Annotated in this window: 22 protein-coding genes and 1 pseudogene; 19 read left to right on the top strand and 4 right to left on the bottom strand. The window is 66.4% G+C overall.

Annotation, left to right across the window (positions count from 1 at the left end):
* The first annotated feature begins 34 nt into the window (after positions 1 to 34).
* From rutA to VF716_RS11645, 9 genes are all read left to right on the top strand, one after another.
* Positions 35 to 1,117 (top strand): pyrimidine utilization protein A, encoded by a 1,083-nt coding sequence (gene rutA / locus VF716_RS11685; protein WP_125883087.1) that lies wholly within the window; start codon positions 35 to 37, stop codon positions 1,115 to 1,117.
* The gene (rutB, locus tag VF716_RS11680) at positions 1,117 to 1,863 is read left to right on the top strand and encodes a pyrimidine utilization protein B (RefSeq protein WP_011914620.1); all 747 of its coding nucleotides are present in this window, start codon (positions 1,117 to 1,119) and stop codon (positions 1,861 to 1,863) included. The genes rutA and rutB overlap by 1 nt, the downstream gene beginning before the upstream one ends.
* Positions 1,864 to 1,941: 78 nt before the next feature.
* On the top strand, positions 1,942 to 2,328 hold the full coding sequence (gene rutC, locus VF716_RS11675) for a pyrimidine utilization protein C (protein ID WP_020305953.1): 387 nt from the start codon (positions 1,942 to 1,944) through the stop codon (positions 2,326 to 2,328).
* Between the two features lie 65 nt (positions 2,329 to 2,393).
* Positions 2,394 to 3,191 (top strand): pyrimidine utilization protein D, encoded by a 798-nt coding sequence (rutD, locus tag VF716_RS11670; RefSeq protein WP_011914622.1) that lies wholly within the window; start codon positions 2,394 to 2,396, stop codon positions 3,189 to 3,191.
* Between the two features lie 10 nt (positions 3,192 to 3,201).
* Positions 3,202 to 3,792: a malonic semialdehyde reductase gene (locus VF716_RS11665; protein ID WP_011914623.1), complete on the top strand. Its 591-nt coding sequence runs from the start codon at positions 3,202 to 3,204 to the stop codon at positions 3,790 to 3,792.
* A 13-nt stretch (positions 3,793 to 3,805) separates the two neighbouring features.
* Positions 3,806 to 4,330 carry an NADH-dependent FMN reductase RutF gene (gene rutF, locus VF716_RS11660; protein WP_011914624.1) on the top strand — a complete coding sequence of 175 codons (525 nt, stop codon included), beginning with the start codon at positions 3,806 to 3,808 and terminating at the stop codon, positions 4,328 to 4,330.
* Between the two features lie 318 nt (positions 4,331 to 4,648).
* Positions 4,649 to 5,053, top strand: coding sequence for an RNA polymerase-binding protein DksA (gene dksA, locus VF716_RS11655; RefSeq protein ID WP_014597731.1), 405 nt, complete (start codon positions 4,649 to 4,651; stop codon positions 5,051 to 5,053).
* Positions 5,054 to 5,062: 9 nt separating this feature from the next.
* A complete protein-coding gene (gene zigA / locus VF716_RS11650; protein WP_125919306.1) occupies positions 5,063 to 6,265 on the top strand; it encodes a zinc metallochaperone GTPase ZigA in 1,203 nt (400 codons plus the stop codon).
* Positions 6,265 to 6,909: a DUF1826 domain-containing protein gene (locus tag VF716_RS11645; RefSeq protein WP_125919307.1), complete on the top strand. Its 645-nt coding sequence runs from the start codon at positions 6,265 to 6,267 to the stop codon at positions 6,907 to 6,909. Before zigA ends, VF716_RS11645 begins: the two co-directional genes overlap by 1 nt.
* 45 nt (positions 6,910 to 6,954) lie before the next feature.
* On the opposite strand, the gene VF716_RS11640 is transcribed toward VF716_RS11645, so the two are convergent.
* Positions 6,955 to 7,284, bottom strand: coding sequence for a four-helix bundle copper-binding protein (locus VF716_RS11640; RefSeq protein ID WP_279640562.1), 330 nt, complete (start codon positions 7,282 to 7,284; stop codon positions 6,955 to 6,957).
* A 208-nt stretch (positions 7,285 to 7,492) separates the two neighbouring features.
* Here VF716_RS11640 and VF716_RS11635 point away from each other — a divergent pair, with 208 nt between their 5' ends.
* From VF716_RS11635 to VF716_RS11625, 3 genes are all read left to right on the top strand, one after another.
* Positions 7,493 to 8,080 (top strand): IMPACT family protein, encoded by a 588-nt coding sequence (locus VF716_RS11635; RefSeq protein ID WP_242100277.1) that lies wholly within the window; start codon positions 7,493 to 7,495, stop codon positions 8,078 to 8,080.
* A 448-nt stretch (positions 8,081 to 8,528) separates the two neighbouring features.
* Positions 8,529 to 9,479, top strand: a complete 951-nt coding sequence (locus VF716_RS11630; RefSeq protein ID WP_207238608.1) for an adenosine deaminase — start codon at positions 8,529 to 8,531, stop codon at positions 9,477 to 9,479.
* 100 nt (positions 9,480 to 9,579) lie between these two features.
* On the top strand, positions 9,580 to 9,744 hold the full coding sequence (locus VF716_RS11625; protein WP_011914631.1) for a hypothetical protein: 165 nt from the start codon (positions 9,580 to 9,582) through the stop codon (positions 9,742 to 9,744).
* A gap of 2 nt (positions 9,745 to 9,746) precedes the next feature.
* Here the strand turns inward: VF716_RS11625 and VF716_RS11620 are convergent.
* Positions 9,747 to 10,915: pseudogene (locus VF716_RS11620) on the bottom strand (Bcr/CflA family multidrug efflux MFS transporter).
* A gap of 201 nt (positions 10,916 to 11,116) precedes the next feature.
* Between VF716_RS11620 and VF716_RS11615 the strand changes: the two are divergent.
* Positions 11,117 to 11,764: a TetR family transcriptional regulator gene (locus VF716_RS11615; RefSeq protein ID WP_440552712.1), complete on the top strand. Its 648-nt coding sequence runs from the start codon at positions 11,117 to 11,119 to the stop codon at positions 11,762 to 11,764.
* A gap of 12 nt (positions 11,765 to 11,776) precedes the next feature.
* Here VF716_RS11615 and VF716_RS11610 read toward each other — a convergent pair whose 3' ends face one another.
* Positions 11,777 to 11,968 carry a heavy-metal-associated domain-containing protein gene (locus tag VF716_RS11610; RefSeq protein WP_011914634.1) on the bottom strand — a complete coding sequence of 64 codons (192 nt, stop codon included), beginning with the start codon at positions 11,966 to 11,968 and terminating at the stop codon, positions 11,777 to 11,779.
* A gap of 148 nt (positions 11,969 to 12,116) precedes the next feature.
* Between VF716_RS11610 and VF716_RS11605 the strand changes: the two genes are divergently transcribed.
* The 3 genes from VF716_RS11605 to VF716_RS11595 all read left to right on the top strand — a co-directional run bounded on the left by VF716_RS11605 (position 12,117) and on the right by VF716_RS11595 (position 17,039).
* Positions 12,117 to 14,495 (top strand): heavy metal translocating P-type ATPase, encoded by a 2,379-nt coding sequence (locus VF716_RS11605; protein WP_440552711.1) that lies wholly within the window; start codon positions 12,117 to 12,119, stop codon positions 14,493 to 14,495.
* A gap of 13 nt (positions 14,496 to 14,508) precedes the next feature.
* Positions 14,509 to 14,949, top strand: coding sequence for a Cu(I)-responsive transcriptional regulator (gene cueR / locus VF716_RS11600; RefSeq protein ID WP_125460376.1), 441 nt, complete (start codon positions 14,509 to 14,511; stop codon positions 14,947 to 14,949).
* Positions 14,950 to 15,116: 167 nt separating this feature from the next.
* A complete protein-coding gene (locus tag VF716_RS11595) occupies positions 15,117 to 17,039 on the top strand; it encodes a methyl-accepting chemotaxis protein (protein WP_125460377.1) in 1,923 nt (640 codons plus the stop codon).
* Between the two features lie 42 nt (positions 17,040 to 17,081).
* Here the strand turns inward: VF716_RS11595 and bfr are convergent, their stop codons facing one another.
* Positions 17,082 to 17,549, bottom strand: a complete 468-nt coding sequence (gene bfr / locus VF716_RS11590) for a bacterioferritin (RefSeq protein ID WP_125460378.1) — start codon at positions 17,547 to 17,549, stop codon at positions 17,082 to 17,084.
* A gap of 246 nt (positions 17,550 to 17,795) precedes the next feature.
* Between bfr and VF716_RS11585 the strand changes: the two genes are divergently transcribed.
* The 3 genes from VF716_RS11585 to VF716_RS11575 are packed head-to-tail and all read left to right on the top strand — an operon-like array spanning position 17,796 to position 23,387.
* A complete protein-coding gene (locus tag VF716_RS11585) occupies positions 17,796 to 18,875 on the top strand; it encodes an efflux RND transporter periplasmic adaptor subunit (protein WP_125460379.1) in 1,080 nt (359 codons plus the stop codon).
* Between the two features lie 4 nt (positions 18,876 to 18,879).
* Positions 18,880 to 21,924, top strand: coding sequence for an efflux RND transporter permease subunit (locus tag VF716_RS11580; protein WP_125460380.1), 3,045 nt, complete (start codon positions 18,880 to 18,882; stop codon positions 21,922 to 21,924).
* The gene (locus VF716_RS11575) at positions 21,921 to 23,387 is read left to right on the top strand and encodes an efflux transporter outer membrane subunit (RefSeq protein ID WP_011914641.1); all 1,467 of its coding nucleotides are present in this window, start codon (positions 21,921 to 21,923) and stop codon (positions 23,385 to 23,387) included. Before VF716_RS11580 ends, VF716_RS11575 begins: the two co-directional genes overlap by 4 nt.
* The last annotated feature ends 20 nt before the right edge of the window (positions 23,388 to 23,407 follow it).

The following is a 23,407-nucleotide window of genomic DNA, read 5'->3' as shown; positions in this document are numbered from 1 at the left end:
CGCTTTCTAGCCATTGCGTACAGAGGTGCTACCCATGGATGTTGGTGTTTTCATTCCGATCGGCAACAACGGCTGGCTCATCTCCGAGAATGCGCCGCAGTACATGCCGAGCTTCGAACTGAACAAGGCCATCGTGCAGAAGGCCGAGGGCTACGGATTCGACTTCGCGCTGTCGATGATCAAGCTGCGCGGCTTCGGTGGTAAGACCGAGTTCTGGGAGCACAACCTGGAATCCTTCACGCTGATGGCGGGCCTGGCCGCGGTCACCAGCAAGATCCAGCTGTTCGCGACTGCCGCAACGCTCACTCTGCCGCCGGCCATCGTCGCGCGCATGGCCTCGACCATCGACTCGATCTCCGGCGGCCGCTTCGGCGTGAACCTCGTCACCGGCTGGCAAAAGCCGGAGTACAGCCAGATGGGCCTGTGGCCGGGGGATGAATTCTTCGGCACCCGTTATCAGTATCTCGGCGAGTACGCCCAGGTGCTGCGCGACCTCTGGGCCACCGGCCGCAGCGATTTCAAGGGCGAGCACTTTCAGATGGAGGACTGCCGCGTCAGCCCGAAACCCCAGGCGGACATGAAGATCATCTGCGCCGGCTCGTCCGATGCCGGCATGGCCTTCTCGGCGCAGTACGCCGACTACAACTTCTGCTTCGGCAAGGGCGTGAACACCCCCACCGCCTTCGCACCGGCCGCCGAACGGCTGCAGACGGCCTGCGCCAAGACCGGCCGACATGTCACCTCCTGCGTGCTGTTCATGGTGATCGCCGACGAGACCGACGAAGCCGCCCGGGCCAAGTGGGAGCACTACAAGGCCGGCGCCGACGAGGAAGCCATCGCCTGGCTCGGCGAGCAGGGTGCCGCCGACAAGGGTGCGGACAGCAACATCCGGCAGATGGCCGACCCGACCTCGGCGGTGAACATCAACATGGGCACGCTGGTGGGCTCCTACGCCAACGTAGCGCGGATGCTCGACGAAATCGCCACGGTGCCGGGCATGCAGGGCGTGATGCTGACCTTCGATGACTTTCTCGAGGGCGTCGAAGCCTTCGGCCAGAAGATCCAGCCGCTGATGCAGAGCCGCCGGCACGTCACCGCGCTGAAGGAATCGGCCTGATGAACGCCGTCGAACAGATCTCCGGCTACGGCCTGAGCGCAACGGACGAACCTGTGCAACTGCCGGCACGACCAGAGCCGCTGGCGATGAAGGCGAGCGAAACCGCGCTAATCGTGGTGGATATGCAGAACGCCTATGCCAGCCGCGGCGGCTATCTCGACCTGGCAGGTTTCGATGTTTCGGCGACCCAGCCGGTGATCGCGAAGATCCGCCAGGCGCTGAACGCGGCCCGCGCCGCGGGCATGCAGGTGATCTTTTTGCAGAACGGCTGGGACAACGGGTACGTCGAGGCGGGCGGGCCGGGCTCGCCGAACTGGCACAAGTCCAACGCGCTGAAGACCATGCGCAAGCGCCCGGAACTGGCCGGCACACTGTTGGCCAAGGGCGGTTGGGATTACGCGCTGGTGGACGAACTGGCACCGCAGCCCGGCGACATCCTGGTGCCCAAGCCGCGCTACAGCGGTTTCTTCAATTCACAGCTGGACAGCACCCTGCGCGCCCGTGGCATCCGCAACCTGGTGTTCACCGGGATCGCCACCAACGTGTGCGTGGAATCGACGCTGCGCGACGGCTTCCACCTGGAATATTTCGGTGTGGTGCTGGCCGATGCCACCCACCAGGCCGGGCCGGAATTCGCCCAGCAGGCGGCGCTGTACAACATCGAAACGTTCTTCGGCTGGGTCTCCAGCGTCGACGCCTTCTGCCAGAGCTTCGCGGCCGCGCCAGAGGTGGCGGTCGCCAGCTGATTACCCCAAGTGCCCGACCGCGGCGCCCGCAGAGGCGCCCGCCGGGTTCGCCTGAATGCCTTGCAAGGAATCAACGACATGCCCAAGCAATCCATCATCCCCGCCGGCACCGGCAAACCGCTCGCCCCCTACGTGCCCGGCTCCATGGCCGATGGCGTGGTCTACGTCTCCGGCACCCTGCCGTTCGACAAGGACAACAACGTGGTCCACGTCGGCGACGCCGCCGCCCAGACCCGCCATGTGCTGGAAACCATCAAGGGCGTCGTCGAGGCTGCCGGCGGCAGCATGCACGACGTCACCTTCAACATGATCATGCTCACCGACTGGGCCAACTACGCCAAGGTCAACGAGGTGTACGCCGAGTACTTCCCCGGCGAGAAGCCCGCGCGCTACTGCATTCAATGCGGGCTGGTAAAGCCCGATGCGCTGATCGAGATCGCCAGCATCGCCCACGTCGGCCAATAGCGCCTACCAGAGCGGGTCAGCCGGCACGCCGGCGGCCCGCTGGTCGACCTCGCGGAGGGAGTGACATGCACTACGAACTTCATGGTCGCATGGAGCCGGATGCACCGACCCTGGTGCTCAGTTCCGGCCTCGGCGGCGCCGCTGCCTTCTGGTTGCCGCAGCTGCCGGCACTGACGCAGGACTACCGGGTGCTGGTCTACGATCAGCTGGGGACCAACAAGAGCCCGGCGAACCTGCCGGCGGGCTACTCCATCGAATCCATGGCAGTGGAATTACTGGAGCTGCTGGACACCCTGGGCATCCGCCGCTGCCATTTCATCGGCCATGCACTCGGCGGGCTGGTCGGCTTGCAGATCGCCCTGCTGCGGCCGCAGCTGTTGCAGAGCCTGGTGCCGATCAATGCCTGGAGCAGCCCCAACCCGCACAGTGCGCGCTGTTTCGCAGTACGCCTGAAGCTGTTGCACGACAGCGGCCCGGCAGCCTATGTGCAGGCGCAGTCGCTGTTCCTCTACCCGGCCGACTGGATCGCGGCCAACAGCGAGCGCCTGGCACGCGACGATGCCCATGCACTGGCGCATTTCCCACCGACGATGAATCTGGTGCGGCGCATCGAGGCACTGCTGGCCTTCGATATCGAGGCCGAGCTGCCGCGCATCACCACCCCGACCCTGCTGATCGCCAACCGCGACGACATGCTGGTGCCCTGGCAACGCTCGCAGCACCTGGCCGACAACATGCCCAACGCACAGCTGGCGCTGCTGAACTACGGTGGCCACGCGTCCAGCGTCAGCGACAGCGAACCCTTCAACCAGATCCTGCTGGACCATCTTGCCGAGCAATGCGGCCAGGTCGCAGCAGCCTGAGGACCCGAACATGCACGCCCCCATCGACTCGAATGCCCTCGCGACGCTGTTCAGCGAGGCCCGCACCCACAGCGCCTGGTTGGACAAAGCGGTACCGGATGCCCTGCTCGAACAGCTCTACGAACACGTCCGCCTCGGTCCGACCGCGGTCAACAGCTGCCCGGCGCGCTTCGTCTTCGTGCGCAGCGCCGAGGGCAAGCAGAAGCTCGCGCCCTGCCTGTCCAAGGGCAACCTGGACAAGACCCTGGCCGCGCCGGTGACGGTGGTCGTCGCCTATGACGAGGACTTCCCGGAAACCCTGCCCGAGCTGTTCCCGCACGCCGACGCGCGCAGCTGGTACGCCGGGCAGCCGGCACTGATCACCGAGAACGCACTGCGCAACAGCTCGCTGCAGGCCGGTTATCTGATCCTCGCTGCCCGAGCTTTGGGGCTCGATTGCGGACCGATGTCCGGCTTCGACGGCAAGGCACTGGATGCGGCCTTCTTCGCCGGCACGAGCTGGAAATCCAATCTGCTGATCAACCTCGGCTACGGCGATGCCAGCAAGCTGCGCGACCGCCTGCCACGCCTGCCCTTCGACCGCGCCTGCGTCCTCGCCTGATGGAGAACCGACCATGCAACTGGCTCAATGCGAAACCACCAGTCAATTCAGCGCTCCAGTGATTCGTGAGGATTATCGTGATGCCATGGCGCGCCTGGCCGCGGCGGTCAACATCATTACCACCGACGGCCCCAGCGGCCGTGCCGGCTTCACCGCCACCGCGGTGTGCAGCGTCACCGACGAACCGCCGACGCTGCTGGTGTGCCTGAACCGCAGCGCATCGGCACATCCCATCGTCACCGCCAACGGGCAGCTGTGCGTGAACACCCTGGCCGGTGCGCAGCGGGACCTGTCCAACCTGTTCGGCGGCAAGACGCCCATGGCCGAGCGCTTCGCCGCAGCGCAATGGAGCACCGGCGTGACCGGTTCGCCGCTGCTCGACGGCGCCACAGTGTCGTTCGACTGCCGCATCAGCCACAGCGCCAGCGTCGGCACCCACGACATCCTCTACTGCGAGGTGCTCGCCGTGTACCGCCGCGACAGCAGCGATGCGCTGGTGTACTTCGGCCGCAACTACCACGGGCTTTCAAGCAGCTGAGCAAACGAATGCTCTCCCATCGGGCGGGCTTGGGCGCATCCACGGTGCAGAATGCGGTGGGCTGAAGCCCACCCTACAAAACCTCGAAGCCTTCTGTGCCTGCGCTCCACGTCGCATCCCTCGTAGGGTGGGCTTCAGCCCACCAGAGCGCGCCAACTCGCCCCAAGCCGGCGACAAGACCGCTATCGCAAACATCCTCGTAACCCAATCCAAGCCTACCCATCTGTTGCGCAATGCCTGGCACTACCCGATATGCACTCGTATCAGCCATAAACGTTATGTTATAACTAATCAATCAACCTTGCCGGGCACCCGCTCATGACCGAAGCCGAACTACTCGCCCAACCCGCCGAGGCGTACATGAACGCCGAACAACAGGCCTTCTTCCGCGACTTGCTACTGCAACAGCGCCAAGAATTGCAGAGCCGCATCGCCGAGGAATTCGACGCCTTGCGCGAAGTTGAACCCAGCAGCGATCCAGCCGACATCGGCAGCGCCGAAGAACAGCGCCAGTGGCAGCTGCGTGTGCTTGAACGTGAGAAGAAGCTGCTGGACAAGATCGACGATGCACTCGACAGCATCGCCCGCGGCGAATACGGCTGGTGCGCCGAGACTGGCGAACCCATCGGTCTGCAGCGCCTGTTGCTACGCCCCACCACGACGCTGTCCATCGAGGCGAAACAACGCCAGGAACAGCGCGAAAAACACCAACGATCCGCCTGAGAGACCGCCATGAACCGCCTCCCCGTTACCGTCCTTTCCGGCTTCCTCGGTGCCGGCAAGAGCACCCTGCTCAACCACATCCTGAAGAATCGCGAAGGCCGCCGCGTCGCGGTGATCGTCAACGACATGAGCGAGATCAACATCGACGGCAACGAGGTGCAGCGCGGCGTCAGCCTCAATCGTGCCGAAGAAAAGCTGGTGGAGATGAGCAACGGCTGCATCTGCTGCACCCTGCGCGAAGACCTGCTTGAGGAAGTCGGCAAGCTCGCCCACGAAGGCCGTTTCGACTACCTGTTGATCGAGTCCACCGGGATTTCCGAACCGCTGCCGGTGGCCGAGACCTTCACTTTCCGCGATGAACAGGGTCAGAGCCTGGCCGATCTGGCTCGCCTGGACACCATGGTCACGGTAGTCGACGGGGTTAATTTCCTGCGTGACTTCCAAGAGGCAGAAAGCCTAGCCAACCGCGGCGAAACCCTTGGCGAGGACGACGAGCGCTCGGTCACCGAGTTGCTGATCGAGCAGGTGGAGTTCGCCGACGTCATCCTGATCAGCAAGATCGACCTGATTTCCGCCGCCGAACGTGAAGAGCTGACCGCCATTCTCGGTCGGCTCAATACCCATGCCGAGATTCTGCCGATGAGCATGGGTCAGGTGCCGCTCGACCGAATCCTCGACACCGGCCGTTTCGACTTCGAACGCGCCGCCCAAGCGCCGGGCTGGCTCAAGGAAATGCGCGGTGAGCATGTGCCGGAAACCGAGGAATACGGCATCGCCTCCACCGCCTATCTGGCGCGCCGGCCGTTCCACCCACAACGCTTCTACAACTTCCTCAACCGCGAGTGGAGCAACGGCCGCCTGCTGCGCTCCAAAGGCTTCTTCTGGCTGGCCACCCGGCCAGAGGAAGCAGGCAGCTGGTCCCAGGCCGGTGGGCTGATGCGCTACGACTATGCCGGCCGCTGGTGGCACTTCACCCCTGAATCGGCCTGGCCGAGCGACAGCGAAAGCCGCACGGCAATCCTCGGCAAGTCCCGCGGTGAGTTCGGCGACTGCCGCCAGGAGCTGGTCTTCATCGGGCAGAACATCAACTTCGACCAGCTGCGCCGCGAACTCGACGCCTGCCTGCTGAACGACAGCGAGTGGGCCGTGGGCGTCACCGGCTGGCTGCGCCTGCCGGACCCGTTCGGCCCCTGGCACGAGCAGGTCGCCTGATGCTGGCGCAGCAGATCATTCGCCCACAGCCACGCCAGCTGCTGGGCGATTCTCCCGCGATACTCGGCGAAACGCTGAACGATGGCGTCAACCTCGCCGTATGGCAGCGCCAGCTGCCGCTGCACATAGCCGAGTTCGCCGAAACTCTCCTGGCCCTGGGCGAACCACTGGCGGAATCGTTGGCGCTCGAACCGGCCGGCGACGGTGAGCTGCAGCTGCCAACCCTGGCGGCGGCCTATCGGGACCTTGCCGGCCATGCCGGTTTCGTCGCCGACGTGGCCTGGCTGGTGCGGGCGTTCAGCTGCCTGGTCGATGCGCGGCGCATTGGCTTGCGTCTGCGCATGCTGGACAAGCCAATGTGCCCGCGCTTTCACGTCGATCATGTCCCCCTGCGACTGATCACCACCTACGCCGGCGCAGGTAGCGAATGGCTTCATGAGGGCGGTATGCCGCGTCGGCGTCTGGGTGATCCGGCCGCCGAGCCGACCGACCCGGCGGCCATCCAGCAGCTCGGCGCTGGCGACGTGGCGTTGTTCAAGGGAGAGAAATGGCTAGGTAACGAAGGCGCCGGAATCATTCACCGCTCGCCGCAGGCGACCAGCTCCGAGCGCCGCCTGATCCTGACGCTGGACTGGCTGGGCTAAAGCAAAAGGGCCGCAACTGCGGCCCTTCGGATCGACAAGATCCGATCACGCGGCCATCTTTTCGCACTCGTCAGCACACTTGCGGCAGGCTTCGGCGCAGGCCTGACAATGATCGTGCTTATGCTGGCCGCACTCCGCGGCGCAATCACGGCAGACCTGCGCGCAGAGTTTGCAGAAGGCCCTGGCATAGGGGCTGTCGCGGGTCATCAGCACTGCAGCGATCGCACACATGTCGGCACAGTCACGATCGAGCTCGATGCAGCGCGCCATCATCTTCACGTCGTCCTCGCGCAAGCAGGATGCCGCACAGGTCTCGCAGACTAGGGCGCAATTGGAACAGGCCTGGATGCATGCCTGGTAACTGGAATTGAGCATGGAATGTCCTCCATCTGATATGCCAGCGAAATGCGGTACGGCGGGCCTTTAGGCCATTCGCACGAACCGCCACTTACTAGGTAGGGGTTGGACGGTCCGGCGAAGTTCAATCCGTTCGCCGGATGCTCTTGCGTGATGGCACAGAGCGCAGCCGCGGTGGCGCCGCTACAATGACGCCCCGCAAACCATCACCGACGCCGTAATTGCCATGCCTTTCACCCTGTCCGCTCCCTGCGAATTGCTGGAAGTCATCAGCAAAAGCCGCTTCCTGGCCAAGGCGGCTCCCGTGCAGAGCGCCGAAGAAGCTCAGACATTCATCCAGTCGGTCAGCGATCCGACCGCTACGCATAATTGCTGGGCGTGGAAGATCGGCAATCAGTACCGCTTCAGTGATGACGGCGAGCCCGGCGGTACGGCGGGTCGGCCGATGCTGACGGCGATCGAAGGGCAGGACTTCGATCGGGTCGCGGTGGTGGTGATTCGCTGGTTCGGTGGCATCAAGCTAGGAACCGGTGGCCTGGCCCGCGCCTATGGCGGCACCACGGCCAAATGCCTGCAAGCGGGCGAGCGCAGCGAGCTGGTGTCACGCTCGCGCTGCCATTGTCATTGCCGATTCGCCGAACTGGCGCTGCTCAAGGCGCGCCTGGTGGACTTTGAAGCGCTGCTGGAAGCCGAGCACTTCGACGCCGAAGGCGCGACGCTGGAGATAGCCCTTCCCGCCGACCAGCTGCAGCCACTCGACAGATTGCTCGCTGATATCACCCGCGGGCGAAGCCGGCTGCAAGCCTTGGACTAGACGCGCCTTTGCCCACAATAACTGTGGACGCAATTGTGGATAACAATTGTATGGTGCGCTGCGAAGCGCCTGCCGCGGGGCCTGCAGAAAACTGTACACTTTTTAACCAGAACGTATTTCGTACCCGGTAAGGCCGCGTTAAACGCTTGAATTTCGGTGTTTTTTGACTGGCCGGCCGAGCGATGACGTTATGCCATCAATTGCGTTCTGCCAGCTGCCAGTTATGCCCGATTCACGTGGAGAACCTTGTGGATAACGTTGGGAACAACCTTGCCAGCCCGCGCCGTTCTTGGCCCGCAGACCACTGGTCAAATTTTCGCCAAATGCAACGGGAGCTTCATCGCGTTGTCATCGGCGCCTGATAGCCGCTTCAAACGGCCGATGGCCATATCGGTCATACAGCCCCGTCGCTAGAATGCCCTCATACCCGCAAGACGAGAATTTCGCGATGCAAGACTGGCTCAACAACCTGCCCAAGGCCGAACTCCACCTGCACCTGGAGGGCTCGCTGGAGCCGGAACTGATGTTCCGTCTGGCCGAGCGCAACAAGATCGCCCTGCCCTGGAATGACGTCGAAGCACTGCGCAGCGCCTACAACTTCGGCAACCTGCAGGAGTTCCTCGATCTCTACTACGCTGGCGCCGACGTGCTGCGTACCGAGCAGGACTTCTATGACCTGACCTGGGCCTACCTGCAGAAGTGCGAAGAGCAGAACGTGGTGCACACCGAGCCCTTCTTCGACCCGCAAACCCACACCGACCGCGGCGTACCGTTCGAGGCCGCGCTCAACGGCATCAGCGCCGCGCTGGCCGATGGCCGCGAGCTGCTGGGCATCAGCAGCGGGCTGATCCTCAGTTTCCTGCGCCACCTGCCGGAAGAGGAAGCCTTCAAGACCCTGGAAAAGGCATTGCCCTATCGCAACGCCTTCTTCGCCGTCGGCCTGGACAGCTCCGAAGTCGGCCATCCGCCGAGCAAGTTCCAGCGCGTGTTCGACAAGGCGCGTGGCGAAGGCTTGCTGACCGTTGCCCATGCCGGCGAGGAAGGTCCGCCCGAGTACATCTGGCAGGCACTCGACCTGCTCAAGGTCAGCCGGATCGACCACGGCGTACGTGCCGCGGAAGATCCGAAGCTGATCGCCCGGCTGATCGAGGAGCAGATTCCACTGACGGTCTGCCCGCTGTCCAACACCAAGCTCAAGGTGTTTGCCGACATGCGTCAGCACAACATCCTCGACCTGCTGGAGCAGGGCGTGAAGGTCACGGTGAATTCCGACGATCCGGCCTATTTTGGCGGCTATGTCACGGAGAATTTCGTCGCGCTGCACGAAAGCCTGGGCATGACTGAAGCCCAGGCCCGCCGCCTGGCGCAGAACAGCCTGGACGCCCGCCTGGCCTACTGAGCCATTCGTCGGCGCAAGGCCGACCTGCGACACCATGGCTCGCCGCGCGAGCCATGGCTGCGCCTAGACTGTGCGGCGTTCGACACGTGAGGAGATCGCCATGCACATTCTCGTCCGCCCCATGACGCCCCACCCCGACAGCGCCTGGCAGGTCTGCCTGGATCGCCAGCGCATCACCTTTCGCAGCGAAGCCGAGGCCAGGGCCTTCGCCGAGACCCTGCAGCGGCGCCTGCAGGCGCCCCATCGGCTGCCGCTGAGCGCCTGACCTCACTCCGTGCTGGCGCGGGCGGTGCCATAGGCGACCAACGTCGCCAGCAGCCCGCACAGACTCATGATCGCCGCCAGCGGCACCGCGGTGCCGTTGTGCAGCGCCCCCACCGCGGAAGCGGCAATGGCCGCGATGGTGAACTGCAGGCTGCCGAGCAGAGCCGAGGCGCTGCCGGCATTGGCGCGCTGATCGGCCATGGCGCAGGCGGTGGCATTGGGCAGCAGGCAGCCCAGGCAGGACACACAACAGAACAGCGGGATCAGCAAGGGCCAGAGCGATTCGGGCTGCGCCGCCGCCACTGCCAGCAACGCCAGCGCACTGGCGAAGAAGAACCACACCCAGCGCCGCACCCAGAATTCCGGCCCGCGCCAGCGCACCAGCCGCACGTTCACCTGCGCCATCAGGATGAAGCCCGCCGCATTGATACCGAACAGCCGAAATGCTCGGGCTTGACGCCGTACAGCTCGATGAAGACGAACGGCGAGCCGGTGATGTAGGCGAACATCCCCGCCATGCACAGCGCGCCGGTGAGCACGTGGCCCATGAAGAAACGATCGCGGAACAACCGCAAGTACTGACCCAGGGCCCCGGCCATCGGCTGGCGCGGCAAGCCCGGCGGGTAGGTTTCCGGCAGCCAGAGCGCCACCGCCACCAGGCACAGCGCGCTGAACAACGTCAGCAGGATGAAGATCGACGGCCAACCGAACGTCGCCAGCAACGCACCGCCGGCCACCGGCGCGAGGATCGGCGCCAGGCCCATGACCAGCATCAGCTGTGAGAACACCTTGGCGCTGGTCATCGGATCGCAGAGGTCGCGCACCACGGCCCGCGCCACCACCATGCCGGCGCAGCCACCCAGCGCCTGCACGAAGCGCACGCCGATCAGCCAGTCCATCGACGGTGCGAAGGCGCTGGCCAGCGATGCCAGGGTGAACAGGGTCACGCCCACCAGCAGCGGCCCGCGCCGCCCGTAGCGATCGGCCAGCGGACCGTAGACCAGCTGACCGATGGCCAGACCGACGAAATATGCCGCCAACGACAGCTGAACGTGATCGACACTGGTACCGAAGGCCTGCGCGATCAGCGGAAATGCAGGCAGGTACATGTCGATGGCCAGGGGACCGAACGCGCTGAGCGCGCCCAGGATGAGGAGAATCCGCAAAGACATCAGAGGCTCGCAAAGCAGGAAAAGGGACGTGCCGAGGCCAATGCTTGGACCGCAGCCTCGGTGGGGCAATTGCACCGGCGTGCAAGATGCTGTTACATACACCGCCGATTGTAAACATGCATCGCGACGAGATGCCTCGTTACACTGGTCGCCTCCACCGCTGCTGGATGCCTGAAGCAGCCGCTACCGCCGAACCTGCCCATGCGCCGAACCAAAGAAGAAGCCGAGAAGACCCGCATCGCCATCCTCGCCTCCGCCGAGCGGCTGTTTCTGGACAAGGGAGTGGCCCACACCAGTCTCGATCAGATCGCGCGCGACGCTGGCGTGACGCGCGGCGCCGTGTACTGGCACTTCCAGAACAAGGCGCACCTGTTCCACGAGATGCTCAATCAGATCCGCCTGCCGCCTGAGCAGATGACCGAGCGTCTGTGCAGCTGCAATCGGCAGCAGCCGCTGCAGGCTCTGATCGCCCTGCGCAACCTGACGGTCGAGGCCATCAGCACCCTGGCCAGCAACGAGCAGAAGCGCCGGATCTTCACCATCCTGCTGCACAAGTGCGAATTCACCGACGAGCTGCGCGAGGCCGAAGAGCGACATCACGCCTTCATCAACCAGTTCATCGATCTGTGCGAGAACCTGCTGCGCAACGCCTCGGCCTGCCTGCGACCTGGCGTCTCGCCGCGCCTGGCGGCATTGTCGCTGCATGCCCTGGTGGTCGGGCTGTTCACCGACTGGACCCGCGACACCGGGCTGTTCGCGCCGCTGGTCGACACCAAGGCGCTGATCGACCCGCTGTTCCGCGGCCTGGTCCGCGACTGGCCGGACGACCCCGACCAGCTCGGTGCCTGAGTGCCGGCATGATCACGCCACCTGATAGCCCTCCTCGCTGATCGCCTGGCGAATCGCCTGCTCGCTGGCGCTGCTCTGCACCTCGACCGTCCCGCTCGCCAGATCCACCTTCACCTGGGCCTGCGCGTCCAGCGCCTTGATGGCCTGGGTGACCGCGCGCTCGCAGTGGCTGCAGGTCATTCCGCTCACGTTGAATACAGGCATCGTCGTTCTCCTCGATCGTTGGATGGATCGATTCTCGAGCTTGCCACCCTGGCAAGGTCAAGGCCCTGGCTGTCGCAGATCATGGTGTTGACCTTGCCATAGGGTTAAGGTCGATCCTGAGCGCATCGCCATCCAAGGAGACACAGCTATGTCCAGCGCCACCCATACGCTGCCGGTCAGCGGTATGACCTGCGCCAGCTGCGCCGGCCGCGTCGAACGCGCCCTGCTCAAGGTGCCGGGTGTGGCCAGCGCCAGCGTCAACCTGGCCAACGAGCAGGTGCGCGTCGAAAGCAGCGAGGCGGACCTCGCGGCCCTGATCGAAGCCGTGCAGAAGGCCGGCTATGGCGTGCCGGTGCAGAGTCTGGAGCTGGCCATCGACGGCATGACCTGCGCCAGCTGCGTTGGCCGCGTCGAGCGTGCCCTGCTCAAGGTGCCCGGGGTGCGCAGCGCGGCGGTGAATCTGGCCAGCGAGCGCGCCCACGTCGAAGTACTCGGCCCGCCGGACCCGGCCGCGCTGATCCAGGCCGTCGAGGCAGCCGGTTATCACGCCACGGCGAGCAGCGAGCGCCGCCCGGCGGCCGATGCCGAACGACGCCTGCAGCGCGAACGCTGGGCAGTGATCGCCGGCCTGCTGCTGGCCGCACCGCTGGTGCTGCCGATGTTCGGCGAGCTGTTCGGGCAGCACTGGATGCTGCCGGCGTGGATCCAGTTCCTGCTCGCCACGCCGGTGCAGTTCGTCCTCGGTGCGCGCTTCTACGTCGCCGGCTGGAAGGCGGTGCGCGCCGGTGCCGGCAACATGGACCTGCTGGTCGCCATCGGCACCAGCGCCGGTTACGGCCTGAGCCTCTATCAATGGTGGGCGACGCCGGCCGGGCAGATGCCGCACCTGTATTTCGAGGCCTCGGCGGTGGTCATCGCCCTGGTGCTGCTGGGCAAATACCTCGAAAGCCGCGCCAAGCGCCAGACCAGCGCGGCGATCCGGGCACTGGAAGCCTTGCGTCCGGACCGCGCGACACGGGTGATCGACGGCCGCGAGGAAGACGTCGCCATCGCCGCGCTGCGCCTGGACGACCTGGTGCTGGTCAAGCCTGGCGAGCGTTTCCCGGTGGACGGCGAAGTGGTCGAGGGCGAAAGCCAGGCCGACGAAGCGCTGATCAGCGGCGAGAGCCTGCCGGTGAACAAGGCGCCAGGCGACCGCATCACCGGCGGCGCGATCAACGGCGAGGGTCGGCTGCTGGTGCGCACCACCGCGCTCGGTGGCGAGACTGTGCTGGCGCGGATCATCCGCCTGGTGGAAGACGCCCAGGCGGCCAAGGCACCGATCCAGAAGCTGGTGGACAAGGTCAGCCAGGTGTTCGTCCCGGCGGTGCTGGTGATCGCCGTGTTCACCCTGATCGGCTGGTTGCTCACTGGCGCGCCGGCCGAGGTCGCGCTGATCAATGCGGTGGCGGTGCTGGTGATCGCCTGCCCCTGCGCGCTCGGCCTGGCGACACCGGCGGCGATCATGGCCGGCACCGGCGTGGCGGCACGCCACGGCATCCTGATCAAGGACGCCGAGGCCCTGGAAGTCGCCCATGCGGTGAATGCGGTGGCCTTCGACAAGACCGGCACGCTCACCTCCGGCAAGCCGCAGATCATCCACCTGCATGCGCTGGAAGGTGACGAGGCGAGCCTGTTGCGCCTGGCCGGCGCTCTGCAACGTGGCAGTGAACACCCGCTGGCACGTGCCGTGCTGGAGCGCTGCGAAGCCGATGGCATCGCGGTGCCGGATGTGCAGAAGAGCCAGGCCCTGAGCGGCCGCGGCATCGCCGGGACGCTGGACGGTCGGCAGCTGGCGCTGGGCAATCGGCGCATGCTGGACGAATTCGGCCTGCAACCGGGCGAGCTGCTGGATACCGCCCAGTGTTGGGAAGCCGAAGGCCGCACGCTCTCCTGGCTGGTGGAGAGCGCACCGCAACCGCGCGTGCTCGGCCTGTTCGCCTTCGGTGACAGCCTCAAGGAGGGAGCCGCGGCGGCGATCGCCGCACTCGATGCCCGGCATATCCGCAGCCATCTGATCACCGGCGACAACCGTGGCAGCGCGCGGGTGGTGGCCGAAGCGCTGCACATCGACGACGTGCATGCCGAGGTGCTCCCGGCAGACAAGGCCGCCACCGTGGCGGAGCTGAAGATGGGCGGCGCCGTGGTGGCGATGGTTGGCGATGGCATCAACGATGCGCCAGCCCTGGCCGCAGCGGATGTCGGCATCGCCATGGGCGGCGGCACCGACGTGGCCATGCACGCCGCCGGCATCACGCTGATGCGCGGCGACCCGCGCCTGGTGCCGGCAGCGCTGGAGATCGCCCGGCGCACCTACCGCAAGATCCAGCAGAACCTGTTCTGGGCCTTCATCTACAACCTGGTGGGCATTCCGCTCGCCGCCTTCGGCTTTCTCAGCCCGGTGGTGGCCGGTGCGGCAATGGCCCTGTCGAGCGTCAGCGTGGTGAGCAACGCCCTGCTGCTGCGCTCCTGGAAACCGGAAGAATGATCGGGAGCACGCCATGAACATCGGTCAGGCAGCCAAGCACAGCGGCCTTACGGCGAAGATGATCCGCTACTACGAATCCATCGGCCTGCTCACGCCGGCCGGGCGTGGCGCCAATGGCTATCGCCACTACAACGAGCGCGACCTGCATCAGCTGGCCTTTATCCGTCGCGCCCGTGACCTGGGTTTCTCACTGGAGGAGGTCGGCAAGCTGTTGGCGCTGTGGCAGAACCGCCAGCGTGCCAGCGCCGACGTGAAGGCCCTGGCCGGCGCGCATATCGACGAGCTGAACCGCAAGATCGCCGAGCTGGTCGGCCTGCGCGACACGCTGCAGGAGCTGGTCGACCACTGCCAGGGTGACGATCGGCCGGACTGCCCGATCCTGCAGGGCATCGAAAGCGGCTGCTGCGTCCGCCCTGAGCAGGCGCCGTCACCGCTCACGCGCAATCAGACCTGACCGATCGAACAGATCTGGTTCGGCGTTGCGGAGCGATCATCCGGCGCTACGACCGCTCCTCGCTTTACATTCAAGTTCGTATGCATCCGGCCGAAAGCGCTGCGGTATACGAGCCTCGCCTTGCGGCGTCGACTCGGACCGACTACTTCGCTTTCGCTTGGAGTGCCATGAACAACTGGTTTGCAAATATCGGGGTCAGCAGGAAGCTCACGCTGGGCTTCGCCACCGTCCTGATACTCACCATCGTCCTCGCCTGGAACGGCTGGGGCAGCCTGGACAGCGTCATCCAGCGCAGCGGACTGATGACCGAAATATCCCAGCTGAACAAGACCCTCACCGACCTGCGCATCGCCCGCCTGCAATTCATGCTGGCCAGTGGCGACAACGAGTCCACCAAGCGGCTGGACAACAACCTGGGCGTCTACCTCTCCCAGCAGACCAAGCTGCTGGAGACCTTCGAGCACCCGGACGACGTCGCCCAGCTCAAGGAACAGGCCGGCTACAACGCCCAGTACCAGAACTCGCTGAACGACATGCGCAAGGGCTACGCCCAGGCCAACGCCGCGCGCACCACCATCGACGGTGCCGCCGCGCGTCTGGCAGAGCTGAACGCTGGCGTCACCGGCCAGGTGCTGCGGTTGTCGGAATACGATGAAGGGCGCTTCGCGCAGTTCCAGGCCATCACCCGGATCGAGGATGACGTGCAGCGCGCCCAATACCTGCTGCGGGTCTATATGGCGGCTCCGGGTGCCGAGGCGGCCAAGGCCGTCTACGCGCAACTGGATGCCGCCCAGGCCACGCTGGATCGCCACGCTGCCGCGCTCGACGCCGACCACGCGGCGACGCTTGAGCAGATCCGTGCCGTGCTCGGCGAATATCGCAGCGCCATCGAATCGCTGGAGAAGGCCACCCTGGCAATCGCCAAGGCGCGCCAGGAAATGACCGATCAGCAGAAGGAAATCGTCCGCATCAGCGACTCGCTCTACCAGCTTCAGCTCGACCTACTCGCCGCGGAAAGCGCCGCCGCGCGTACACGCCTGATCGTCAGCGCGTTGCTGGCGCTGGTGCTGGGCATACTGGCCGCCTGGCTGATCACCCGGCAGATCATTCTGCCGCTGCGTGCCACCCTGGCCGATGTCGAGCGCATCGCCTCCGGCGACCTCAGCGCCACCGCACAGATCAAGCGCCGCGACGAGCTGGGCGTGCTGCAGCGCGGCATCCAGCAGATGGGCGCGACCCTGCGCGAACTGATCGGCGGCATCCGCGATGGTGTCAGCCAGATCAGCGCCGCCGCCGAGGAGCTTTCGGCGGTTACCCAGCAGACTAGCGCCGGGGTGAACAGCCAGAAGGAAGAAACCGACCAGGTTGCCACCGCCATGCACGAGATGTCGGCCACCGTCCAGGAAGTCGCGCGCAACGCCGAGCAGGCCGCCCTGGCCGCCACCGAAGCGGATGGCGAAGCCCGTGAAGGCGACCGCGTGGTCCTGGAGGTGGTCAACCAGATCGAGCGCATGGCCGATGCCGTGGTGCGCTCCACCGAGGCGATGAGCGCGCTGCAGAGTGAGAGCGACAAGATCGGCAGCGTGATGACAGTGATCCGCGCGGTGGCCGAGCAGACCAACCTGTTGGCGCTCAACGCCGCCATCGAGGCTGCCCGTGCCGGCGAGGCCGGCCGCGGATTCGCCGTGGTCGCCGATGAGGTGCGCGGGCTGGCGCAGCGCACGCAGAAGTCCACCGAGGAAATCGAAGGGCTGGTCGCCGCGCTGCAGAACGGCACCCAGCAGGTCGCCTCGATCATGCACACCAGCCGCGACCTGACCGACAGCGGCGTCGAGCTGGCACGCCGCGCCGGCGCTTCGCTCGGCAGCATCACCCGCACCGTGTCGAACATCCGGGCGATGAACCAGCAGATCGCCGCGGCCGCCGAGGAACAGAGCGCGGTGGCCGAGGAGATCAGCCGTAGTGTGGTGAACGTGCGCGATGTGTCGGAGCAGACCGCCGCCGCCAGCGAAGAGACGGCCGCCTCGAGCACCGAACTGGCGCGTCTGGGTGGTCAGTTGCAGATGATGGTGAGCCGCTTCCGGCTCTGAGAAGAGGCACCGCGAGGCAGGCCATGCCTCGCGGTGCAGCGATCAGCTGGCCTGGGATTGCAGGTAGTTCTGCAGACCGATGCGGTCGATCAGGCCGAGCTGCTGCTCCAGCCAGTAGGCGTGGTCTTCCTCGGTGTCGTGCAGCTGTAGGGCCAGAATGTCGCGGGTCGGGTAGTCGCCGTGCTGTTCGGCCAGCGCGATGCCCTGCGCCAGCGCCGCACGCACCCGGTACTCCAGCGCCAGGTCGTTGCGCAGCATGTCCGGGACGCTGTGGCCCGGGTTGATCGGTTCCGGCGTCATGTCCGGCGTACCTTCGAGAAAGAGGATGCGCTTGAGCAGGGCATCGGCATGCTGGGTCTCCTCCTCCATCTCATGGTTGATGCGCTCGTAGAGCTTGCTGAAGCCCCAGTCGGCGTACATCCGCGAATGCAGGAAATACTGGTCGCGGGCCGCCAGTTCGCCGCGCAGCAGCTCCTTGAGATAGTCGATTACCGGTGCCTGGCCTTGCATTGCGTATTCCCCATGACTGATGCGCCTTTGACAGCGGGCAAGCATCCCCGCCGGGTTCGTCACGGTCAAGCGCTGCAGAGCTGCAGTCGCGCACCTTGAGTACGGCAGAGCCTCGGCAGAAATCGACCGCCCGGTCACATCATTTGGCAACAATTTGCAGCCGAACTCCTGCGCCGACACGAGGCTCTACTGTTGGAGCCCAACGTGTGCCAGCACGCCCGCAACGCCGATCAGACAGGAGCCATGATGACGTCAACGCGAGCATTCCCAGTGTCCCGTGCCTGGTTGACGATCATCGTCTGTGCGCTGCCGCCGCTCGGTGGTTGCTCCTCGGAGGCCGAGCCGGCACCCGAGCCGCCAAGGGTGGCACTGGTCGAACCATTGCAGGCGGCCGAGCCGAAAGCCGAGGCGCTGCGCTTCTCCGGCGTGGTGCAGAGCGTGACGTCCACGCAGCTGTCGTTCGAGGTGGCCGGGCGTATCGAGCGCATCCTGATCGATGAAGGCACCCGCGTCAGGCGCGGTCAGCCACTGGCGGAGCTGGATCGCACCGACTACCGCCTGCAGCTGCGCGAAGCCGAGGCGCGCCTGCGCCAGCTGGAGGCGGATCTGGCGCGCAAGCGCACGCTGCTTGCCGAGGGCATTCTCGCCCCCGCCGCCATCGAGGCGCTGGAGGCCAACACCGTGGCCGCGCGGGTGGCGCGCGACAGCGCCCAGCGCGATCTCGATCAAAGCACGCTGAATGCACCGTTCGACGGCGTGGTGGCGCGCCGTCTGGCCGAGCCGGACATGGTGGTCGCGGTCGGCACGCCGGTCTTCGAGATGCAGGACAACGGCCATATCGAAGTCAGCGTCGACCTGCCGGAAACTGCCGCCTTGAGCATTCCGCTCGGCCCCGGTCTGCAGGCCGAAGGCGAGCTGGTGATCGCCGATGTGCGCCTGCCGCTGCGCTACAAGGAGCACAGCACCCAGCCGCGTGAAGGCGCGCGCACCTACCGCCTGGTGCTGCAGGGCGAGCCGCCCGAGGACTACAACCTGCTGCCGGGCATGGCCATGCGCGTCAGCATCGAACGTCCGCCGCAGCCGCAGAGAACCCATGACGCCTTCCGCCTGCCGCTGGCGGCGCTGCAGACCGGCAGCGACGGCCAGCACTTCATCTGGCAGGCGGACGATGGCCGCGCGCGGCGGCAGCCGGTGCAACTTGAGCAGATCGATGGCGATCAGGCACTGATTCGCGGTGACGGCCTGCAGGCGCGGATGCCGATCATCGTCGCTGGCGGCAGCAAGCTGCACGAGGACCAGCCGATCGAAGCGCAGGAGCGGAACTGAGCCGATGGATTTCGCCCGCTACGCCATCACCCGGCCGGTCAACATCTGGATTCTGGTACTGATCTGCCTGCTCGGCGGCACCCTCGCCTTCTTCGAGATCGGCCGCCTGGAAGACCCGGAATTCACCATCAAGCAGGCCATCGTCAATGTGCAGTACCCCGGCGCCACGGCGCTGGAGGTCGAGCAACAGGTGACCGAGCCGCTGGAAAGCGCCATCCAGCAGATGTCGCAGATCAAGGAGATCCGCTCGCGCTCGATGCCGGGCATCGCCGAGATTCGCGTGGAGATACAGGACCGCTACGACGGCGATGCGCTGCCGCAGATCTGGGACGAGCTGCGCAACAAGATCAACGATGCCCAGGGCGACCTGCCGCCGGGGATCGAACCGCCGCAGGTCAACGACGATTTCGGCGACGTCTACGGCATCTTCTACGCCCTGACCGGCGACGGTCTGACGCTCAAGGAACTGCACGAAACGGCCAAGGACCTGCGCCGCGCACTGCTCACCGCCGATGGCGTCGGCAAGGTGGAGATCGCCGGCGTGCAGGAGGAACACATCCTGGTGGAGGTCGATCAGGCGCAGCTGGCGGCGATGAACATCGCCCCGGACGAGATCGCCGCAGCGCTGGACGATACCGATGCCGCGGTGGAGGCCGGCGGCGTCAATGCCGGCGACTTCTTCGTGCGCCTGCGCCCCAGCGGGGCGTTCGACTCCCTGGAGGAGCTGCGCGCGCTGTCGGTCGGCCAGGGCCCGCAACGGGTCGAGCTGGGCGCCATCGCCAAACTCTCGCGCGACTACGCCGAGCGGCCGCAGCAGATCATCCGCCACAACGGCCAGCCAGCGCTGACGCTGGGTATCAGCGGGGTGTCCGGAGCGAACATCGTCGAGGTCGGGCACAGCGTCGAGGCAGTGCTGCAGGCCAACGAGCACCGCATGCCGCTGGGCGCCGAGCTGCACGCGCTGTACGAGCAGCACCGCATCGTCGACGAGTCGGTGAACAGCTTCGCCCTCAACGTGTTTCTCTCGGTGGCCATCGTGGTCGGCGTGCTGTGCATCGCCATGGGCCTGCGCGCCGGGGTGATCATCGGCGCGGTGCTGTTTCTCACCGTGCTCGGCACGCTGCTGGTGATGTGGCTGGCGGGCATCGAGCTGGAGCGAATTTCCCTCGGCGCGCTGATCATCGCCATGGGCATGCTGGTGGACAACGCGGTGGTGGTCTGCGACGGCATGCTGGTGCGTCAGCGCCAGGGCAAGAGCATCCTCGAGGCGTCGCAGCAGACGCTGCAACAGACGCAGTGGCCGCTGCTGGGGGCGACCATCATCGGCATCCTGGCCTTCGCCGGCATCGGCCTGTCCCAGGACACCACCGGCGAATTCCTCTTCTCGCTGTTCTTCGTCATCGCCGTATCGCTGCTGCTCAGCTGGTTGCTGGCCCTGCTGCTGGTACCGCTGTTCGGCCATTGCCTGCTGCGCAACGCCGGCGCCGACGAGGACGCCGATGCCGCATACGACGGCCCCTGGTACGCGCGCTATCGCCGGCTGGCTACAGGCGTGCTGCGCCGGCCGAAGCTGACCATCGGCGCGCTGCTGGTGCTGACGGTGATCAGCGCGGTGATCTTCACCCGCCTGCCGCAGAGCTTCTTCCCGCCGTCGAGCACGCCGCTGTTCTACGTCAACCTGTTCCTGCCGCAGGGCACGCATATCCGCGATACCGCGCGTGCCGCCAGCGAGGTCGAGCAATATCTGGCCGAGCAGGACGGCGTGAGCGATGTGTCGAGCTTCATCGGCGCCGGGGCCTCGCGCTTCATGCTCACCTACATGCCGGAGCAGCCGAATGCCTCGCTGATGCACTTTCTCGTGCGCACCGAGGATGCCGAGCGGATCGACGGCCTGGTCCGGCAGATCAACCAGGAGTTGCCGCAGCGCTATCCATCGGCGGACGTCAGCGCCGCCCAGTTCATGTTCGGCCCCAATGCCGAGGCCAAGCTGGAGGCGCGCATCAGCGGCCCGGACATCCAGGTGCTGCGCGAGATATCCGCCGAGGGGCGCAAGCGCTTGCAGGAGCAGGGGCAGGTGCTCAACGTGCGCGACGACTGGCGTCAGCCGGTACTGGTGCTGCGTCCGCAGCTGGCGCTGGATCGCCTCGCCGATGCCGGGCTGACCCGCCAGGCGGTGGCGCGCGCACTGGCTGCCGGCAGCGAGGGCCAGCGCGTCAGTCTGCTGCGCGAGCGCGACGAGCTGATCCCGGTGCTGCTGCGTGCTGCGCCGGATGACCGCATCGACGCCGACAACCTGCTGCAACGGCTGATCTGGAGCCCGGCCGGCAACGGTTACGTGCCGCTGGCGCAGGTCGCCGACCGCATCGAACCGAGCAGCGAGGACGGCATCATCGTGCGCTACGACCGCGAGCGCACCATCTCCATCCGCGCCGAACCGCGCGACGGCGAGAACACCAACGAGGCGCATGAGCGCATCCGTCCGCTGATCGAGGGCATCGAACTGCCGGTCAACTACAGCCTGAAGTGGGGCGGCGACTACGAGCAGTCCTCCGATGCCCAGCAGGCGCTGGCCAGCACGCTGGCGGTGCCCTACCTGGCGATGGTGCTGGTCACCGTGCTGCTGTTCGCCAAGGTGCGCCAGCCGCTGATGATCTGGCTGGTGGTACCCATGGCGATCTGCGGCGTCAGTTTCGGCCTGTTGCTCACCGGCCAGGCCTTCGGCTTCATGGCGCTGCTCGGCCTGCTCAGCCTGACCGGCATGCTGATCAAGAACGCCGTGGTGCTGGTGGACGAGATCGACCGGCAGATCGATGACGAAGTGCCACGCCTGACCGCCATCATCGAGGCCTCGGCGTCACGCCTGCGCCCGGTGATGATGGCCGCCGGCACCACGGTGCTGGGCATGGTGCCGCTGCTGTTCGACCCGTTCTTCGCCAACATGGCGGTGACCATCATGGGCGGCCTGGGCTTCGCCACGCTGCTGACGCTGCTGGCCGTGCCCTGCCTGTACCTGCTGCTGATGAAAGTGCGCCCGGAGGAAACCGCATGACTGCCAAGGCCCTGGCCGCTCCGCTGCTGCTCGCCCTGGCCCTGAGTGCCTGCTCCAGCGCACCGCAGCACCCGGCGCCGCAACTGCCGGATACCTGGTTCAGCGCCGCCGGCGCCCACCCGGCCGATGCCGAGTCGCTGGCCAGCTGGTGGCGTCAGTTCGACGACCCGCAGCTCACCGCGCTGGTCCACCGCGCCATGCAGCAGAACCACGATGTTCGCCTGGCCATGGCGCGGGTCGACAGCGCCCGCGCGCAGCTGCGCCAGTCGCGCGCCGGCCTGCTGCCGAGCTTCGACCTGCCGGGCTCGGCCAGCCGCCAGTGGATCGAGAACGACCAGGACGCCGAACCCGGCAGCCCGCTGGCCGAGTTCATCCCGGATGACGACCCGATCGCCTTCGACAGCTGGGAACTGGCGCTGCAGGCGACCTGGGAACTGGACCTGTTCGGCGCCACCCGCGCCCGACGCGACAGCGCCGCCCAGCAACTGCGTTCGGCCGAGGCGCAGACGGTGGCCGCGCGCCTGGCCGTGGCCGCCAACACCGCGCAGGGCTATCTGCAACTGCGCGCGCTGCAGGGGCAGCGCGCGCTCTTGGTCGAAGGCATCGAGGTGGCGCGCGAACTGGAGCGCATCGCCGGACTGCTGTTTCACGCCGGCGAGGTGACCCGGCTGGACGTGGAGGCCACATCCGCCGAACGCGCATCGCTGGAAGCCGATCTGGACGAGCTGGACATCCACCTGGCCGAAGCGCAGCTGGCGCTGGACACCCTGCTCGCCGCGCCGCCGGGCAGTAGCGCCGTCCAGCTCGCCGCCAGTACGGCGGTGCCGTTGGCCGAATCGCGCATCGCCGCCGGTCAGCCCATCGACCTGCTGCGCCGCCGTCCGGACCTGATTGCCGAAGCGGCACGGCTGGACGCCGCCGAGCTGCAATCGCTGGCCGCTCGCCGCGACCTGTTTCCCAAGCTGGCGGTGCAGGCCGCGGTGGGCCGCTCCGGCTTCGCGCTGGGCGACGCCGTTTCCAGCGCTTCGAACTTCGCCCGGGTCGGCGCCACCTTCGGCCTGCCGCTGCTGGACTATGCAAACCGTGGCGCCGCCATCGAACTGGCCGATGCCGAAGGCGAGACCGCCTACATCGCCTTCGAGCAGGCCCTGGCCCGCGCGCTGGAGGAGGTCGAACGCGGCCTGACACGCATTGCCGGCCAGCAACGTCGGCACGCCGCCCTCAGCCGCACCCGCGATCACCGCGAGCGCGCACACCGGCTGGCACAGCGCAGCTACGAGCTGGGCGAGGCGAACCTGAGCGAGGTGCTGGACGCCCAGCGCGGCGCACTGCAGGCGCGCCAGCGGGCACTGGAAGGCCGCACCGCACTGGCGACCGCGCAGGTGGCGTTGTACGTGGCACTGGGTGGTGGCTGGAACGCCGCGGATGGTGCGGCGGTCTCTGAGGATCAGTCAGCGCCCTGAGGGGTCGGTTGGTGACAATG

It is taken from the genome of Stutzerimonas sp. Brlt_14 (assembly GCF_051948915.1).
GTDB lineage: Bacteria > Pseudomonadota > Gammaproteobacteria > Pseudomonadales > Pseudomonadaceae > Stutzerimonas > Stutzerimonas stutzeri.
The sequence above is the reverse complement of the archived record's forward strand: the minus strand, read 5'-3'. Positions and strand labels throughout refer to the sequence as shown.

Excerpts from the sequence above, each read along its gene's own strand:
- rutA (WP_125883087.1), top strand. The coding sequence starts at position 35 with ATGGATGTTGGTGTTTTCATTCCGATCGGCAACAACGGCTGGCTCATC.
- rutB (WP_011914620.1), top strand. The coding sequence starts at position 1,117 with ATGAACGCCGTCGAACAGATCTCCGGCTACGGCCTGAGCGCAACGGAC.
- rutC (WP_020305953.1), top strand. The coding sequence starts at position 1,942 with ATGCCCAAGCAATCCATCATCCCCGCCGGCACCGGCAAACCGCTCGCC.
- rutD (WP_011914622.1), top strand. The coding sequence starts at position 2,394 with ATGCACTACGAACTTCATGGTCGCATGGAGCCGGATGCACCGACCCTG.
- VF716_RS11665 (WP_011914623.1), top strand. The coding sequence starts at position 3,202 with ATGCACGCCCCCATCGACTCGAATGCCCTCGCGACGCTGTTCAGCGAG.
- rutF (WP_011914624.1), top strand. The coding sequence starts at position 3,806 with ATGCAACTGGCTCAATGCGAAACCACCAGTCAATTCAGCGCTCCAGTG.
- dksA (WP_014597731.1), top strand. The coding sequence starts at position 4,649 with ATGACCGAAGCCGAACTACTCGCCCAACCCGCCGAGGCGTACATGAAC.
- zigA (WP_125919306.1), top strand. The coding sequence starts at position 5,063 with ATGAACCGCCTCCCCGTTACCGTCCTTTCCGGCTTCCTCGGTGCCGGC.
- VF716_RS11645 (WP_125919307.1), top strand. The coding sequence starts at position 6,265 with ATGCTGGCGCAGCAGATCATTCGCCCACAGCCACGCCAGCTGCTGGGC.
- VF716_RS11640 (WP_279640562.1), bottom strand. The coding sequence starts at position 7,284 with ATGCTCAATTCCAGTTACCAGGCATGCATCCAGGCCTGTTCCAATTGC.
- VF716_RS11635 (WP_242100277.1), top strand. The coding sequence starts at position 7,493 with ATGCCTTTCACCCTGTCCGCTCCCTGCGAATTGCTGGAAGTCATCAGC.
- VF716_RS11630 (WP_207238608.1), top strand. The coding sequence starts at position 8,529 with ATGCAAGACTGGCTCAACAACCTGCCCAAGGCCGAACTCCACCTGCAC.
- VF716_RS11625 (WP_011914631.1), top strand. The coding sequence starts at position 9,580 with ATGCACATTCTCGTCCGCCCCATGACGCCCCACCCCGACAGCGCCTGG.
- VF716_RS11615 (WP_440552712.1), top strand. The coding sequence starts at position 11,117 with ATGCGCCGAACCAAAGAAGAAGCCGAGAAGACCCGCATCGCCATCCTC.
- VF716_RS11610 (WP_011914634.1), bottom strand. The coding sequence starts at position 11,968 with ATGCCTGTATTCAACGTGAGCGGAATGACCTGCAGCCACTGCGAGCGC.
- VF716_RS11605 (WP_440552711.1), top strand. The coding sequence starts at position 12,117 with ATGTCCAGCGCCACCCATACGCTGCCGGTCAGCGGTATGACCTGCGCC.
- cueR (WP_125460376.1), top strand. The coding sequence starts at position 14,509 with ATGAACATCGGTCAGGCAGCCAAGCACAGCGGCCTTACGGCGAAGATG.
- VF716_RS11595 (WP_125460377.1), top strand. The coding sequence starts at position 15,117 with ATGAACAACTGGTTTGCAAATATCGGGGTCAGCAGGAAGCTCACGCTG.
- bfr (WP_125460378.1), bottom strand. The coding sequence starts at position 17,549 with ATGCAAGGCCAGGCACCGGTAATCGACTATCTCAAGGAGCTGCTGCGC.
- VF716_RS11585 (WP_125460379.1), top strand. The coding sequence starts at position 17,796 with ATGACGTCAACGCGAGCATTCCCAGTGTCCCGTGCCTGGTTGACGATC.
- VF716_RS11580 (WP_125460380.1), top strand. The coding sequence starts at position 18,880 with ATGGATTTCGCCCGCTACGCCATCACCCGGCCGGTCAACATCTGGATT.
- VF716_RS11575 (WP_011914641.1), top strand. The coding sequence starts at position 21,921 with ATGACTGCCAAGGCCCTGGCCGCTCCGCTGCTGCTCGCCCTGGCCCTG.